General features: G+C 41.0%; 18 protein-coding genes. 8 read left to right on the top strand and 10 right to left on the bottom strand.

The features are described 5' to 3' along the window. The first annotated feature begins 412 nt into the window (after nt 1-412). The 3 genes from E2L07_RS18695 to E2L07_RS18685 all read left to right on the top strand — a co-directional run bounded on the left by E2L07_RS18695 (nt 413) and on the right by E2L07_RS18685 (nt 1,639). The gene (locus E2L07_RS18695; protein ID WP_134230324.1) at nt 413-676 is read left to right on the top strand and encodes a hypothetical protein; all 264 of its coding nucleotides are present in this window, start codon (nt 413-415) and stop codon (nt 674-676) included. A 141-nt stretch (nt 677-817) separates the two neighbouring features. Beyond that, nucleotides 818-1,069: a hypothetical protein gene (locus E2L07_RS18690; RefSeq protein ID WP_134230323.1), complete on the top strand. Its 252-nt coding sequence runs from the start codon at nt 818-820 to the stop codon at nt 1,067-1,069. A gap of 195 nt (nt 1,070-1,264) precedes the next feature. Next, entirely contained in the window at nt 1,265-1,639 is a 375-nt protein-coding gene (locus E2L07_RS18685; protein ID WP_134230322.1) for a hypothetical protein, read from the top strand. Between the two features lie 280 nt (nt 1,640-1,919). Here the strand turns inward: E2L07_RS18685 and E2L07_RS18680 are convergent, their stop codons facing one another. The 10 genes from E2L07_RS18680 to E2L07_RS21370 all read right to left on the bottom strand — a co-directional run bounded on the left by E2L07_RS18680 (nt 1,920) and on the right by E2L07_RS21370 (nt 10,352). After that, on the bottom strand, nt 1,920-2,936 hold the full coding sequence (locus E2L07_RS18680; RefSeq protein ID WP_134230321.1) for a zinc-binding alcohol dehydrogenase family protein: 1,017 nt from the start codon (nt 2,934-2,936) through the stop codon (nt 1,920-1,922). Nucleotides 2,937-2,953: 17 nt separating this feature from the next. After that, nucleotides 2,954-4,228: a TRAP transporter large permease gene (locus tag E2L07_RS18675; RefSeq protein WP_134230320.1), complete on the bottom strand. Its 1,275-nt coding sequence runs from the start codon at nt 4,226-4,228 to the stop codon at nt 2,954-2,956. Further along, a complete protein-coding gene (locus E2L07_RS18670) occupies nt 4,225-4,701 on the bottom strand; it encodes a TRAP transporter small permease (protein ID WP_411810027.1) in 477 nt (158 codons plus the stop codon). The genes E2L07_RS18675 and E2L07_RS18670 overlap by 4 nt, the downstream gene beginning before the upstream one ends. Nucleotides 4,702-4,768: 67 nt before the next feature. After that, nucleotides 4,769-5,791, bottom strand: coding sequence for a TRAP transporter substrate-binding protein (locus tag E2L07_RS18665; RefSeq protein WP_134230318.1), 1,023 nt, complete (start codon nt 5,789-5,791; stop codon nt 4,769-4,771). Nucleotides 5,792-5,852: 61 nt separating this feature from the next. Further along, nucleotides 5,853-6,863, bottom strand: a complete 1,011-nt coding sequence (gene allD, locus E2L07_RS18660; RefSeq protein WP_134230317.1) for an ureidoglycolate dehydrogenase — start codon at nt 6,861-6,863, stop codon at nt 5,853-5,855. 15 nt (nt 6,864-6,878) lie between these two features. Next, complete coding sequence (gene hxlB, locus E2L07_RS18655; protein WP_134230316.1) at nt 6,879-7,427, bottom strand: 6-phospho-3-hexuloisomerase; 549 nt, start codon at nt 7,425-7,427, stop codon at nt 6,879-6,881. Further along, on the bottom strand, nt 7,424-8,053 hold the full coding sequence (gene hxlA / locus E2L07_RS18650; protein WP_134230315.1) for a 3-hexulose-6-phosphate synthase: 630 nt from the start codon (nt 8,051-8,053) through the stop codon (nt 7,424-7,426). The genes hxlB and hxlA overlap by 4 nt, the downstream gene beginning before the upstream one ends. A 9-nt stretch (nt 8,054-8,062) precedes the next feature. Next, nucleotides 8,063-9,019 carry a sugar kinase gene (locus tag E2L07_RS18645; protein WP_134230314.1) on the bottom strand — a complete coding sequence of 319 codons (957 nt, stop codon included), beginning with the start codon at nt 9,017-9,019 and terminating at the stop codon, nt 8,063-8,065. 25 nt (nt 9,020-9,044) lie between these two features. Beyond that, nucleotides 9,045-10,046 (bottom strand): substrate-binding domain-containing protein, encoded by a 1,002-nt coding sequence (locus E2L07_RS18640; protein ID WP_134230313.1) that lies wholly within the window; start codon nt 10,044-10,046, stop codon nt 9,045-9,047. Between the two features lie 159 nt (nt 10,047-10,205). Next, nucleotides 10,206-10,352, bottom strand: a complete 147-nt coding sequence (locus tag E2L07_RS21370) for a hypothetical protein (RefSeq protein WP_243855006.1) — start codon at nt 10,350-10,352, stop codon at nt 10,206-10,208. A gap of 16 nt (nt 10,353-10,368) precedes the next feature. Here E2L07_RS21370 and E2L07_RS18635 point away from each other — a divergent pair, with 16 nt between their 5' ends. The 5 genes from E2L07_RS18635 to E2L07_RS18615 all read left to right on the top strand — a co-directional run. After that, nucleotides 10,369-10,878: an N-acetylmuramoyl-L-alanine amidase gene (locus tag E2L07_RS18635; protein ID WP_243855005.1), complete on the top strand. Its 510-nt coding sequence runs from the start codon at nt 10,369-10,371 to the stop codon at nt 10,876-10,878. Between the two features lie 223 nt (nt 10,879-11,101). Further along, entirely contained in the window at nt 11,102-11,653 is a 552-nt protein-coding gene (locus E2L07_RS18630) for a site-specific integrase (RefSeq protein ID WP_134230311.1), read from the top strand. A gap of 135 nt (nt 11,654-11,788) precedes the next feature. Further along, nucleotides 11,789-12,070 (top strand): AbrB/MazE/SpoVT family DNA-binding domain-containing protein, encoded by a 282-nt coding sequence (locus E2L07_RS18625; RefSeq protein WP_134230310.1) that lies wholly within the window; start codon nt 11,789-11,791, stop codon nt 12,068-12,070. A 29-nt stretch (nt 12,071-12,099) separates the two neighbouring features. Continuing rightward, nucleotides 12,100-12,504, top strand: coding sequence for a type II toxin-antitoxin system death-on-curing family toxin (locus tag E2L07_RS18620; RefSeq protein WP_134230309.1), 405 nt, complete (start codon nt 12,100-12,102; stop codon nt 12,502-12,504). A gap of 407 nt (nt 12,505-12,911) precedes the next feature. Then, a partial coding sequence (locus tag E2L07_RS18615; protein ID WP_208401993.1) for a transposase occupies nt 12,912-13,321 on the top strand: 410 nt, incomplete at its 3' end.

Here is a 13,321-nt window from a genome sequence, read left to right as displayed (position 1 = left end):
ATACACTTCGCCCTTGACAGAACCTTCTGAAACTTTTTGTGTAGTCACCAAGGCTGCTTAAGGTCTAATATATTGGCAATTCCAAAGGAAACCCTGCGAGCTTACACAAAATTCTTGACGGTACCACACAATTTTACCCGGTATATTTTTTTAAGCAAATTCAATCATACAAAAATACCATTCTGTATTGTTCACGTTGTAAGCAGTTGATATATAAGCATTTAAAGCCGAACAAAAAAAGATAGTGGCATAAATCATACAAAAACATAATAGATGTTTTATTCATTTGGTAATTTACGGTAATATAAGAGTAATATAACAGCGTCCATATTTGCGATACACCGTTATATTATTTGCAATGAAAAAACGGCGAAAACCATTGGTATTAAAGGCTTTTAGGAGGGTGGTGTAAATGGCGTATGAATTTGAGCGAGATATAAGATTAACGAAACCGCAAGACGTCCGGCGTATGTTAGCAAGAGTTATAAACGGTTTATTGCAGGACGGAGAATTGACAATTGAAAAAGCCCGAGCCATAGCCACATTATCAAACACAATTCTTAGAGCCATGGAAGTGGGAGAATTAGCCGAAAAAATAGAGGACATGGAAGAAACAATAAAACAAATTCACGAAGCAGGAGAAGGGGGGCGAACGAATGGCAAGGCACAATTTTAAAAGTCGTTTACTGAAAATTAAAAAAACGATAGAGCCGAAAATAACAGTGTTAAAAGAGCCGGACGACCCCGAGGAACGTTATATAAGCGTTATAACGGATTTAGCCGTAAATGACCACATGAGCGATGTTTTAACGTTACATTGGACTATTACGAAAAGTGGACACCATGGGAAATTGAGAAATACAACCATGATTTAAAAAATGGGGGGCGTAAGCGGTGGGAGCGTTACGAGCAAAAGACCGGCGTTGTTACCACGTCCAAGTATGAAATAAAAAGCGAGCGAGAAACAGCGATAGCATTGTATGAGCGGTTTGGCGAGTTATTAAAAGAGCATGGGCACCATGATTTATTACACATTAACGAAAAGATTTTAAACGAGTTAAGAGGGTAATAGGCTTACACAAAAAATTAAGAAATGGGAAGGGGAGTAAGCAAAATGAGCGTTTACAGAAAAGGTGGGCAACGACATAGCATTGTAAAAACAGTAACGAGAATGACGGGCAGGGGAGTAAAATAATGGCTTGCTAAAACAAACCCCATGCAAGCCATTATTTCGAGGTGGTGATGAATTAGAGAGGGTGAGGGCATGGCAAGGAATTTTAAAAGCCGGTTATTAAAAATTGAAAAATCAATAGAGCCGAAAAAAACGGATTTGATTTTAAACGATTATATTAGCCGGGACGCACAGCAAAATTTTACGGCGTTTTTAATGGACAACAGCAAAGCCGGCACGATTTTTTCACACTTATGTTATTTGGAATTTTGGAGCCAAGAGGAAATAGAGGATTACAACAAAAATAAACAGCACCATGCGAATTGGTACCCAGTGAAAAGTGAGGGCGAGTTATGGCGAGATATTTTAGAAATGTTTGAGGCGTGGTTATTGGAGAACGAAAAAGAGCCGTACCATGCACACGAATACAAGGCAGTTATTGAAAAGGCGTTTTTTAGCAACGTTTAAATAAATGCGAGAGGGTGGATAAAATGCGAATGGTAACGAGAACGCCGGGCAGGAGCGCACGAACGCCGAATAGGGCACCATTAATTATAGACGGACGAAAAAACGGCAATTACAGCCGGTTTAAAGCCACGCAAGGCGAGTTTGTACCCGATAACGATTACATGGAATATATGGAGCAGAAAAAAGCGCATTTACAACGAATTGAGCGCAAGCGATTGGAGCAAATAGAGCGCAAGCACCAAGGGTTAGCCCACCCGATAATTGGGCGGGCAGATCGTGCTTACATGGAGATTACTGCTTTTCGTACTTCATTTGGATTGTTTTCAATGAAAGACATCGCTTCTTTAATTTCATCAATAGAGAAAGTATGTGTGACCATTTCATCTACATTCAGCTCTTTTTCTTCCATCCACTTAATGACTTTTTCAAATTGGTTCGTTTGTAGACGTGATCCGACAATCGTTAATTCTTTTTTAGTAATTGGAAGTTGAGAGATCGTTGATGGACGCTCATCAAACCCTAGTACCACAACATGTCCGGCAATGGATGCTGCGTGGATGCCTAATTCGAATGTTTGCGGGAGACATACCGCATCAATGACAACATTGGCCCCTTCACCAGCCGTTGCTTCCATTACCGTCTCCACTACATCCTCTTTACCAGCATGAATCACTTTATCTGCTCCGCACTTTACGGCAAAGTCTAATCGTTCTTCACTTAGATCGGTGATAAAGCATGTGGCTCCAAGCAGATTTGCTACTTTTAGACAACAGATGCCAATCGGTCCTGCTCCTTGAATTAACACGGTATCACCTTTTTGGACATCTCCACGCCAGTTGGCTTGTGCCCCGATCGTAAAAGGCTCCACTAATACCGAATCTTCAAAGGGTATTGATGCATCGACTTTATGAAGGTGAGCTTCGTTTACGACCATATATTCCTGCATGCCTCCGTCGCGGTGTACACCATATACTTCAAGCTTTTCGCACACATTTGCTCGTCCATTACGGCAAGCATAGCACTCGCCGCATGTATCAATTGGCTCTAGTACCACCTTATCGCCTTCTTTTAAACGGGACACACTCTCCCCCGCTTTGACGACTTCGCCTGTCACTTCATGTCCGATAATCCGTGGATACGTAGCTAATGGATTGGTCCCGTGATAGATATGCATATCTGACCCGCAAATTCCTACCATACGGACACGCATCAGCACTTCATTTGCCGCTTTGATATCAGGCACTTCTTTTTCAATGACTGCAATCGAACCCGCTTCCTCAACATTTACAACTTTCATCCTCAAGACGCCTCCTATTAATCAAACAAACTTGGCAAGAACAACGTAAGTTCTGGAATAAATGCAACTAATAGTAAAACGACTAAACTTACAAATAGGAACGGAACGAGTGCTTTTGTCGTATCCCAGATCGACACTTTTCCGATGCTTGATGCAACAAACAAGCACACTCCTACAGGCGGTGTTGTCAGCCCGATGATTAATGCTAGTACCATTACCACTCCAAAGTGAACTGGATCCATACCTACTTGTGCAGCTACAGGAAGTAATACAGGGAATAAGATAACAAGTGCTGCAATGGTTTCCATAAACGTTCCAACAAATAGCAATAATAAGATAATTAACAGAATAACGAGGATTGGGTTTTCGGTAATTCCTAAAATCGTATCGGCTACAAGAATAGGAATTTGTTCACTCACTAGAATGTAACCAAATAAATTAGCAAACCCTACTAGAATTAAGATCGATGCTGTGCTGATCATTGAATCTAGAATAATTTTTGGAACTTGTTTGATCTTTAAGTCTTTGTAAACAAATAAACCGATCACTAATGCGTAAAGAACAGCAACTATGGATGCCTCGGTCGGTGTAAAGTAACCGCCAAGAATTCCGTATAAAATAATAACGGTCATCAAAAGCGCCCAGAATGCGCCGAAGAACGATTTTGTAATTTCACTGATTGGCTTACGATCTTGCTTTGGGTATCCTCTCTTAACGGATAGGTAGTATGCCATAATCATTAACCCTATCCCCAGTAAGACTCCTGGAATCGCCCCAGCTAAAAATAAATCACCAATTGATATACTAGCAAGTGTTCCAACAATTATTAATGGTAAAGATGGAGGGATGATCGGCCCAATTGTAGAGGATGATGAAGTAACAGCCGCTGCATACGGTGCATCATAGCCTTGCTTTTTCATCGCTGGAATCATCACCGAACCAATACTCGCTGTATCCGCTAAAGCTGTTCCAGAAATTCCGGCAAACCCCATAGAGGACCCGATATTCGCAAGACCTAGTCCTCCTCTAATATGACCCACTACATCATTGGCAAATTTGATAATTCGCTCCGTAATCCCCCCTGCATTCATTAAGTTCCCAGCAAGAATGAAACCCGGGATACATAGAAGAACGAATGAGTTAATCCCAGAGAACATGCGCTGCGGGATAATCGTCAAAGGAACATCCACAATAATTAAATAAAGTAAACTTGAAAGCCCTAAACTAAAGGCAATGGGTACTCCTAAAAACATGAGAACAAGGAAGGATAGGAATAAAAGTAATGCCATCATGCTTGTTCGCCTCGCTTCCTTCTAACAAATAAATCAACGATACTGATAATCGCATACACTCCTACAAGCAGCATGGATAAACCGATGCTTGCATGAATCCATGACATTTCAATCGCCATCGTAGCTGAACGCTGCCCTTGACCAAGCAGCATAAAGTAGTAGCCGTAATAGGCAATGTAGGAACACATCACAATGACTAGAAGTTGAGTAAACGCTGTATAATAATTCCGGAACCTCTCCGGTATTGCATTCAAAATGAAATCGATACTAATAAATTCTTGACGTTTCATCGCAAGCGGTGCTCCAAAAGATACCGCGAATATAAATAAATAACGTGTTAACTCTTCTGTCCAAACAGCTGAAAAAGGTAGGAATCTAGTAGATATCTGCATAGTTACAACGACAATAATACCGATAAAACATAGGGCAGTTAAGACTTCTAGCGTTCGATCTAAAAGTTTTAGCGGTCTCACATTTCTCATCGCCTTTCTTAGAAATAAGACGTACCAACGTCTAGTTGATACGTCTTATTAGAATTCCTTATTGAACTTCTAAAATTTGCTGATAAAGCTCAAATTGCTCTTCTGTTAATGCACTTTCAATCGCTGGCTCCATTGCTTCACGGAACGCATCTTGGTCAACATCACTATTAAATGTCATGCCTTCTTCTTCAAGAGTGTCACGGTAATTTTGAATTTCTTCAACGAACAGCTCATCACCAAACACTTTAGCTTCTTCAGCTGCTTCCATTACTGCTTGCTGCAGGTCTTCACTTAACGCTTCGAATTGAGAGTTACCTACTACTACATAAATCCAAGAGTACACATGCTCTGTTTCGTTTACATATTGTTGTACTTCATAAAGACCGCCGCTGTGAATAAGGTCAACTGGGTTTTCTTGACCGTGGATTACACCTTGCTGTAGTCCAGTAAATACCTCATTAAAGTCCATTACTTGCGGGCTCGCACCAGCTGCACTCCAAGAATCCATGAATAAAGGAACGTTAGGTACACGCATTCTGAAACCGCTTAAATCTTCAGGTGTGCTGATCGGCTCATTTGATGTTAAGTTACGAGGTGCACGTTCCATGTGGAATAAAGGTGTAACGCCCACTTTTTCTACGATTTCCTCTTCAATTTCGCGTCCGATCTCCCCTTCAACAACTGCTTTTAAGTGATCTGAATCACGGAACGCATATGGTACCGCTAAAAGCGCTGCTTTTGGTGCCCAGTTTTGCATCGTTTCACCAGTGATAAGAAGGTCAACGTTTCCGCCCTTCACACTATTTAATACTTCTGTTTCCCCGCCAAGCTGGTTGTTCGGATAGATTGAAATATCAATTTGACCTTCTGTTTTCTCACTAACAAGCTCTGCAAATTTCTCAGCTGTTTGGTGCCAAATGTGATCTTCAGCAGCTAAGTGACCCATTCTCCAGTTAATTGTTTCACCAGATGCAGTATTTTCTTCTACACCGTCGGCTGTTGTTTCCGTATCTCCTCCGCCACAAGCAGCAAGCATCATAAGTAATGCCGATCCAATCACTAACCCTTTAAGCTTTTTCATGTGTATATCCCCCTAAATGTGTATTTGTGTACGGTTATCGTAACCGTTTGCAACCATTAAATTAGTTAGCTAAATATTCATAAACCGATTTAGTAACAGGCACGCCTTCAGTTAAAGCAACCTCTTCTTTTAACTGCTCAGGTTCTCCTGGAACTAATACTTTGTCAAATCCTTCAGCCGGTTCTACTTGGTGAATTTCATCAATCATTTGGTCCATTGAGTCTAAGAAGTCATCGATATTTGTAAACATCGCAGGATTGATCGTAAAGATAAAGTGTCCTAGCTTACGTTTTTTATCGTAGTCGCCGTACATTTTGGCAATATTAGGACCGAAGCTTGAACCCGTCATAATTCCAGACATAATATCGACAACCATGCCAAGTCCGTATCCTTTAGGTCCTGCAAAAGGCAGTAAGTATGAAACATCATGAGGGTTTGTCGTTGGCTGCCCTTTTTCATCTACGCCCCAGTCACTTGGAATCTCTCCGCCTGCTTCACGAGCATGCAGTACCTTTCCAAATGCTACGTTGCTTGTTGCCATGTCAAGGATGACTGGCTTATTTTTACGAGCTGGGAAACCATAAGCAATCGGGTTTGTACCGTAGTAAGGCTTTGCCCCGCCAAAAGGAACGACGATACTATCTGTATGAGTGAGTGCCATACCTACCAGGTTGTGTTCCGCTGCTTGCTGCACAAAGTATGAAAGAGCTCCGCAGTGGCTGCTGTTAGTGATTCCAACCATTCCGATTCCGTTCTTTTTAGCCATTTCAATCGAAACATCCATCGCTTCTTTTGTTACCACGTGCCCCATGCCGTCATCTCCATCAAAGATCGCTGAACATGGACCTGTTTCTGTTACTTTAAACTCAGGATTCGGGTTCATTCCGCCTTCATTTAAGCGTTTTACATAATGCTCTGTACGAAGAACTCCGTGTGAACTAACGCCGCGCATATCGGCATGAATTAAAACGTCTGCTACAATTTCAGCATGTTCCCTTACAAGTGATGCATCCGTTAATTTATTTACAACTAACTCTTTAAGCTTTTCTTGTGATACTTTAATATCGGTCATTTATGATTCTCTCCCTTACTCTAAGTTGGCATGCCTGTTTTTCATCTCTTCATGGCTGCTTGTTTCTTTCACGGTGTAGATGATGATAGCATCTAGAAGTAAATGTAGACTTTGATCAAATTGATTGCCGAGCGGCTGGATCGTATCCGGCTCTGTTTCTCTTCTGTATTTCGTTGCTGCTGGGATGATTAGCATATTGCTGCTCACTTCTGCTAATGGAGACGCGGCATCTGTTGTTACTCCTGCAACCTCAGCCCCTGCCTCTTTGGCTTTCTTTGCAAATTGAACGATCGATCCTGTGGTGCCTGATCCTGAGATGGCTACTAGCAGATCATCTTTCTGGATGCTTGGTGTGATTGTCTCCCCTACTGCGTAAACATGAAACCCTGCATGCATCAGCCTCATCGCAAAGGCCTTGCCCATTAGTCCAGAACGCCCTTCTCCTAAAACGAAAATCCGTTTAGCCTGCAGGAGCGCTTTTGAGAGGTCAATCGCTTGATCTTCTTTAACCTGTTGAAGGACTTCATTTACTTCTTTCGCTACTGTATTCAGTGTCGTTTTCAAGTTAAAATCATCTCCTTCATTTTCTGGGCAACAGAGGCTTTATCATCTGCCTTCGTGATCGCACTGCCGACAATTAAGATATCTGGTGAGTGTTGAAGGAATTGCGGCAGTGATTCTTCATTAATTCCACCTGCCACTGACACTTCCATCTCCGCTCTTACCTCTTCAAGTAAGCTGAAAAGCTCTGCTGTGGCAGCCTTTCCATCCCCTTGCATATCTTTGCCGATGTGGAGACTAACTAAATCAACACCTAATTCTTTAAGCTCATGTATTCTCTCTTTGCTATCGACCCCTAAGAGGTCAACCATTACTCGCTTTTGATAACTCTTCGCTACCTCGACCATGTCTCGGATCGTCGCATCATGGGCAAATGCCATAACCGTTGTGATATCGGCACCTGCTTCAAATGCCTGCACTGCTTCAGCCTTCCCTGCATCACATGTTTTCATATCTGCTACAATAATGTGTTTAGGGTACGACTGCTTCATTTCTTTTATAATTGAGGTGCCGTATTCTTTAATCACGCCCGTTCCAACTTCAATAAAATCAATTGCTGATTGCGTTTCTTTAAGAATGTCTGTGCATTCCTCTTTTGTTAAACGATCTAGGGCAAGCTGCAGCTTCATGTTACCCGCCTACCTTTCCACTTCTTCTTTCTTACCGAGCCTTACCATCACATCATCAAGATAAGGCAGCCCTTCATTATCCCCTTGAACACTTACAACCATCGAACCGATTAAGTTTGCAAATGCGAGCGATTCACAGAGAGCGCTTCCATTTAAGTAAGAATAAATGTAGCCGGCGCTAAATCCATCTCCTGCGCCTACTGTATCGACGACCACTTTAGGTTTTACAGGATCAGCATAAATCAGCTCGCCATCGCGGTAGCCGACTGAACCTTCTGCTCCGCGTTTCAGGATAATGTCTCTAATCCCGTATTCTTTGAAAATATCAATATACTCGTCTATTGATTTCTCGCCGTAAAGCAGTTCTGCTTCTTCAACTCCAGATAAGATAATATCTACATAAGGAAGAATCGAATGAAAAGCAGCTTTCGCTTCTTCAATCGTCCACAGCTTCAAGCGCAAGTTTGGATCAAATGAAACCGTAACGCCGTGCTTTTTTGCAAGCTTCACTGCTTCAAGCAAGGTGCCTGGATTCTTTTTATCAATCGCTGCGAATACCCCAGTGACATGAAGGACTTTACTGTTTTTAATATAGTCTTCATTTAACGTGTCTTCTGTCAGGACTTGGGTTGGTGAATTATAACGGTAATAATGAGTCGTTCCTGAGCCGTCTTCTCTAATCTCTTTAAAATTCAGTGAAGTCGGGCATCCTTCTACTAGCTCTACTTCAGAGATGTCAATTCCTTCACCGCGTACAAAATTTTTAATAAATCTGCCAAACTCATCGGCACCGAGCCTTGAGATCCAGCCCGTCTGTAAGCCTAGGCGAGCACATCCTAGAGCAAAGTTCAGCTCTGCTCCGCCAACCTTTCGCTCAAAGCTTTGGACAAACCTCATTGGGCCGGTCGTTGCTGGATTAAATGTAATCATGGCATCGCCAATTGTTATAACATCTTTTCTCATCATCGCTCTCCCATCTACTTATTTTGTTTTAACTAGATTGTCTCTTGCGTAGAACGGGTTCATAGTACGTTACACAGCTGTGCTCTACAGGAGAGCCTTTAATTCTGTTCAATAATCGTTCCGCTGCGTCTGTACCCATTTCAAAAGCAGGCTGTGCAATCGTTGTCAGCGAAGGATTGAAAAGGCTTGCAAAAGAAACATCATCAACGCCTACGATTGCTAGCTTACTAGGAACATCGAGGCTTTCTTCTTTCACTAATTTCAAGACTTCCATCAACGCTAAATCATTCCCTGCTAATAGTGCATCAGGAGGCTCAGGAAGTTCTAACATCTCTTTTACTGTATCTTTCATAAGAGGAACATCTACACTTTTCATGTATTGTTCATTTAGTTCTAATCCGTGTTTTTCTAAGGCATCCTTATAGCCTTGAACCCGTTCGATACGAGGTGTAATCTTACGAATTAAGGAAGGTGTAATAATGCCAATCCGTTTATAGTTCCTCTCAAGCAAATGTTCTACTGCAAGAGTTATTGCTTTTTTGTTGTCGAGTAGAATACTAGGTACGTCTAAGCCTTCAATTCTTCTATCTACAAACACAAGCGGGAAATTTTGCTCGACCATCTGCTGAAAAAGCTCGACATTGCCTCCAGTTGGGAAAACAATTAACCCGTCTACTTGCTTAGCTTGCAACATCTCGACATACTTCTTTTCCTTTTCAGGATCATCATCAGCATTACAAACAATGACATGAAAATCATGTTCATGGCAGTAATCTTCAACGGCTCGGATGACTTGAGTAGAAAAGGAATGAAGAATATTTGCGACAATGACACCGATTGTTGATGTCTTCTTCTGCTTAAGGCTTTTAGCTATGTAGTTCGGCTGATACCCAAGTTTTTCGATCGCTTCTTTAATTCTCTTTTTCGTCTCTACACTCATATAGTCATAACGTTTGTTAATGTACTGAGAGACTGTGCTTTTGGATACATTCGCTTCTTTGGCGACATCCACCATCGTAACCTTTTTCATGAAAACTCCTTTATAAAGCTACCTTCTAAATCGATTTACTAAACCGGTTTACTAAATCGATTTATCTGTATTATAAATGTAAGCGTAAACAATTTCAATAATAAATTTTCAAATAATAAAAAAAGAAATGCGACAAGCCTTTGCTCATCGCATTCTACCTTATTCAATCGTAATATCTGCTACGATTTCACTGTTTTGTACAACTTGTACATTAGCTGCTTTGTCTTCGTGTGCCGCCTTAATTTCTTCGGCAAAGCTCTCAGCAAGAGCTTCGACTCGCTCTTCTTCGACACTTTCATCAAGCATAAGAGAGCCGACTGCTGTGTTGACGGAAAGAGCAAGGATGGCGAATGAGTGGAAGGCTGACTATTTTGTGTCGGTTCATTGTAATGCGGGAGGGGGTACGGGGTTTGAGTCCTTTATTTTTAATGGGAATGTAGGACAGAGAACGGTTGCGTATCAGAACTCGATGCACCATGCGATAGTGAATCATTTAGGGGTTCGAGATAGAGGAAAGAAAAGAGCGAATTTTGCGGTATTGAGAGAAACGAGGATGTCAGCGATCTTGACGGAGAATTTATTTGTTGACCATAAAGCGGATGCGAAATTGTTAAAGAGCAAAGCCTTTTTGAGACGAATTGCGGAAGCTCATGTGTTGGGATTGGAGAAGACGTTGGGATTGAAGAAGAAAAAGAGAGAGACGAAGCCCGACCTTTATCGAGTGATAGTGGATGGGAAACAGATTGGGGCGTTTGCGGAAACACAGAACATCTTGAATGCGGTGGATGTGAATTTAAGCAGCAGTCAGAAAATCGAAATTGAAAAAGTATAACAAAAAGGGTGTACCAAAAATGGGATACCCTTTTAAAGTACCCTGCCGTTTTTTTCGGTGGGGTCTTTTTTTATGGGTAAAAATAAGGTAACAAAGTCGTGCCTTTGTTACATAAGGGGGGGATAACCGTTGATTTATCAAGTAATGAGAAGGTATAATGCTTTCGTGATGTAACATTTTTGCGAGAAATGTTCATCATATGTAACAAAATGGGGGGATAAAATTGAATACCGTTCAACCAATTCGAGACTTGGAAAAGGTACAGGAAATTAAAGGGCATTTGCTTCGGCGTTCGTATCGAGATTATTTTTTGTTTGTATTCGGGATTAATTCAGGTTTGAGAATATCCGATATTTTACCGTTGAAGGTGAAGGATGTACTGGACAAAGATTTTGTGAGAGTGAAGGAACAGAAAACAGGGAAGACGAGAAGGGTTGTTATTCTCCCTGTGTTGCAAAGAGAGATTGAAAAATATTGTATGGAGTTGCGATTGAAGCCGAACCAGTATCTTTTCAAAAGTACGAGAACCAATAAGCCGATTAGTCGTATTCAGGCGTACCGTATTTTGAATGGGGTGGCGAAGAAGGTGGGGCTTGAAGAAATCGGAACTCATACCTTGCGAAAAACATTCGGTTATCATTTTTATCAGCGGACAAAAGATGTGGCGGTGGTGCAACAGATTTTTAATCATCGGCATCCTTCCGAGACAATGAGGTACATAGGATTGAACCAAGATAATATTATGAAGGCGTATGATAGTTTCGGGGGCTTATAAAGCCCCTTTTTGTTGTTTCGCAACTTGTTTTTATGGGAATGAGTGTTATAATTGTTTATACAATCATAATTATATATACGGAAAAGGTATAAAAATTGCCCTTTCCGTTGATACTGAAAGGAGATTATGATGGAAATGAGCGTGGAGATGTTGGAAAAAAAGGAGAAACGCTATACTCGACGTATTAATCAAGTTGGGAACAGTTTATCTGTTGGGATACCGAAGGATATAACAAAGGCGTTGCAGATGAATAAAGGTGATGAGATTGAAGTGAGCTTTGATGAAGAAAGGGGCGAGATTGTCATGAAAAAAGTTAATCGTTCTATTCCGAATGGAGTTCGGCCAGAAGTCTTACAAGCGATGAACCGAGCGATCGGCAAGTATGACAATGCCCTTCGAAACCTTCGGGATAGATAGAGAAGAATAAGGGGGAGTTACCGATTGACATTGTGTATCTAACAGGGGAAGAAATAATGGTTATTCATTATACGTTAATGGAGTTGTATGGAGAAGGAGAAGATGCTGGAATAAAATTCCCCGACAAGTTTGAGTATATGTTGGAACGACCGAAGAGTGAGTATTTTGATGAAGAGCAGTATCCTTCCCTGATTGAAAAGGCGTGTTGCTATTATCATTCGATAGCGAGGGGTCATATCTTTCATAATGGGAATAAGAGAACGGCTCTTACAGTGTTTGAAACATTCCTGAATGTGAATGGGTATGAGTTGACGTTGTCGGAGCAGGAAGCCGAGGATTATACGGTGTATCTAGCTGATGATGATAAGTTTACGGATAATGATTGCATTCATTATCTTGTGGCAGAGCTTCAGGAGCATATCCAACCTCTTTGATGAAAAATCAAGGGGGTTTTTTTCATGCGGTGAGGGTTTCTTTTTTTCTAGTAATCTGCGTATTGTGGAAGTTACGTGATAGTGATACAATTTTCTACAAATAGAAAAGAAAAAACCACCTTCAGTTGGTAGCTGATTTAAACAGGTGGTTTTGGTTCGGGACGGTCATCCCTTTAATATAAAATTTATATGGATAGTATAACCCACTTTTCCTTGTGTATGCAAGGGGAAATTGTACGTACATATAAATTAATCCTGAATTATTCATAAAAAATCTTTGATAACCAAATAATGCTTATCTATCAAGTAATTGAGCTAAATGGTCCATGCATCAAATAAATGAAAAAAGAATCCATTTCTGATATGGTTAAAGCAACTACGAAATAACCACAGAAAGGATTCTTATAATGGCTACTTTACCGCAACTAACACTAGATTTCAATCGTCAAATTAAATTGTCAACTGATGGAGGCTCTCTTTCTTCTGATACAGGTGAATTCGTTTTTCGAGAGTTTGATGAAAAAATCGGATTCTCTGAGACTCTTGTTCAACACCTGCATTTGAATGACGAGAGAAAATACTATCTTCATTCGAATGAAAATCTCTTTCGTCAAAAGATTTATCAACTCATCGCTGGTTATGCTGAGGATGATGCGGCCGATCAATTGACGAATGATCCTGTTTTCACCCAAATGATTGGGACTGACTCCTTAGCTTCTCAACCAAGTTTATCTCGCTTTTATACACGATTTGATCATGAGTCCATTGAACAATTACATCACGCTAACCAAGAACTTTTAGATAAAGTACATGAACT

The sequence above is a fragment of the Halalkalibacterium halodurans genome (genome assembly GCF_004376175.1).
GTDB classification, from domain to species: Bacteria; Bacillota; Bacilli; order Bacillales; family Bacillaceae_D; genus Halalkalibacterium; species Halalkalibacterium halodurans.
This window is presented reverse-complemented; position numbering and strand designations above follow the sequence as displayed.

Excerpts from the sequence above, each read along its gene's own strand:
- E2L07_RS18685 (WP_134230322.1), top strand. The coding sequence starts at position 1,265 with ATGGCAAGGAATTTTAAAAGCCGGTTATTAAAAATTGAAAAATCAATA.
- E2L07_RS18625 (WP_134230310.1), top strand. The coding sequence starts at position 11,789 with ATGAGCGTGGAGATGTTGGAAAAAAAGGAGAAACGCTATACTCGACGT.
- E2L07_RS18675 (WP_134230320.1), bottom strand. The coding sequence starts at position 4,228 with ATGATGGCATTACTTTTATTCCTATCCTTCCTTGTTCTCATGTTTTTA.
- E2L07_RS18695 (WP_134230324.1), top strand. The coding sequence starts at position 413 with ATGGCGTATGAATTTGAGCGAGATATAAGATTAACGAAACCGCAAGAC.
- hxlA (WP_134230315.1), bottom strand. The coding sequence starts at position 8,053 with ATGAAGCTGCAGCTTGCCCTAGATCGTTTAACAAAAGAGGAATGCACA.
- E2L07_RS18680 (WP_134230321.1), bottom strand. The coding sequence starts at position 2,936 with ATGAAAGTTGTAAATGTTGAGGAAGCGGGTTCGATTGCAGTCATTGAA.
- E2L07_RS21370 (WP_243855006.1), bottom strand. The coding sequence starts at position 10,352 with ATGCTTGATGAAAGTGTCGAAGAAGAGCGAGTCGAAGCTCTTGCTGAG.
- E2L07_RS18645 (WP_134230314.1), bottom strand. The coding sequence starts at position 9,019 with ATGATGAGAAAAGATGTTATAACAATTGGCGATGCCATGATTACATTT.
- allD (WP_134230317.1), bottom strand. The coding sequence starts at position 6,863 with ATGACCGATATTAAAGTATCACAAGAAAAGCTTAAAGAGTTAGTTGTA.
- E2L07_RS18640 (WP_134230313.1), bottom strand. The coding sequence starts at position 10,046 with ATGAAAAAGGTTACGATGGTGGATGTCGCCAAAGAAGCGAATGTATCC.
- E2L07_RS18665 (WP_134230318.1), bottom strand. The coding sequence starts at position 5,791 with ATGAAAAAGCTTAAAGGGTTAGTGATTGGATCGGCATTACTTATGATG.